Origin of the sequence: Streptomyces flaveolus, from assembly GCF_000716535.1 — a bacterium.
Classification (GTDB): domain Bacteria; phylum Actinomycetota; class Actinomycetes; order Streptomycetales; family Streptomycetaceae; genus Streptomyces; species Streptomyces flaveolus_A.
Map to the genome: position 1 here is coordinate 1 of NZ_JNWV01000150.1, position 564 is coordinate 564.

Genomic DNA, 564 nt, shown 5'->3' on the forward strand with positions numbered 1-564 from the left:
CTCCACCCCGCGCCCGCTCGACGACGTCCCGCCGTTCGTCTGGCACGGCTCGATCCGCTCGCCGGAGATCGCCGAACAGGCCGCCTACTACGGCGACGGCTTCTTCCACAACAACATCTTCTGGCCCAAGGAGCACACCCAGCGGATGGTGGAGTTCTACCGCAGCCGCTACGCCCACTACGGGCACGGCACGCCCGAGCAGGCCATCGTCGGGCTCGGCGGGCAGGTGTTCATGCGGAAGAACTCGCAGGACGCCGTGCGCGAGTTCCGGCCGTACTTCGACAACGCCCCCGTCTACGGCCACGGGCCGTCGCTGGAGGACTTCAGCGACCAGACCCCGCTGACCGTGGGCTCGCCCCAGCAGGTGATCGAGAAGACCCTGTCGTTCCGGGAGTACGCCGGTGACTACCAGCGTCAGCTGTTCCTGATGGACCACGCCGGGCTGCCGCTGAAGACCGTGCTGGAGCAGCTCGACATGCTCGGCGAGGAGGTCGTGCCCGTCCTGCGCGAGGAGTTCGCCAAGGGACGCCCGGCCGGCGTGCCCGACGCGCCGACCCACCAGTC

Annotated in this window: 1 protein-coding gene; it reads left to right on the forward strand. The window is 69.1% G+C overall.

The annotated features are described in order from the left end of the window. Positions 1 to 564 (forward strand): LLM class flavin-dependent oxidoreductase (locus OO52_RS45605; RefSeq protein ID WP_030941316.1); only part of this gene is annotated, 564 nt, incomplete at both ends.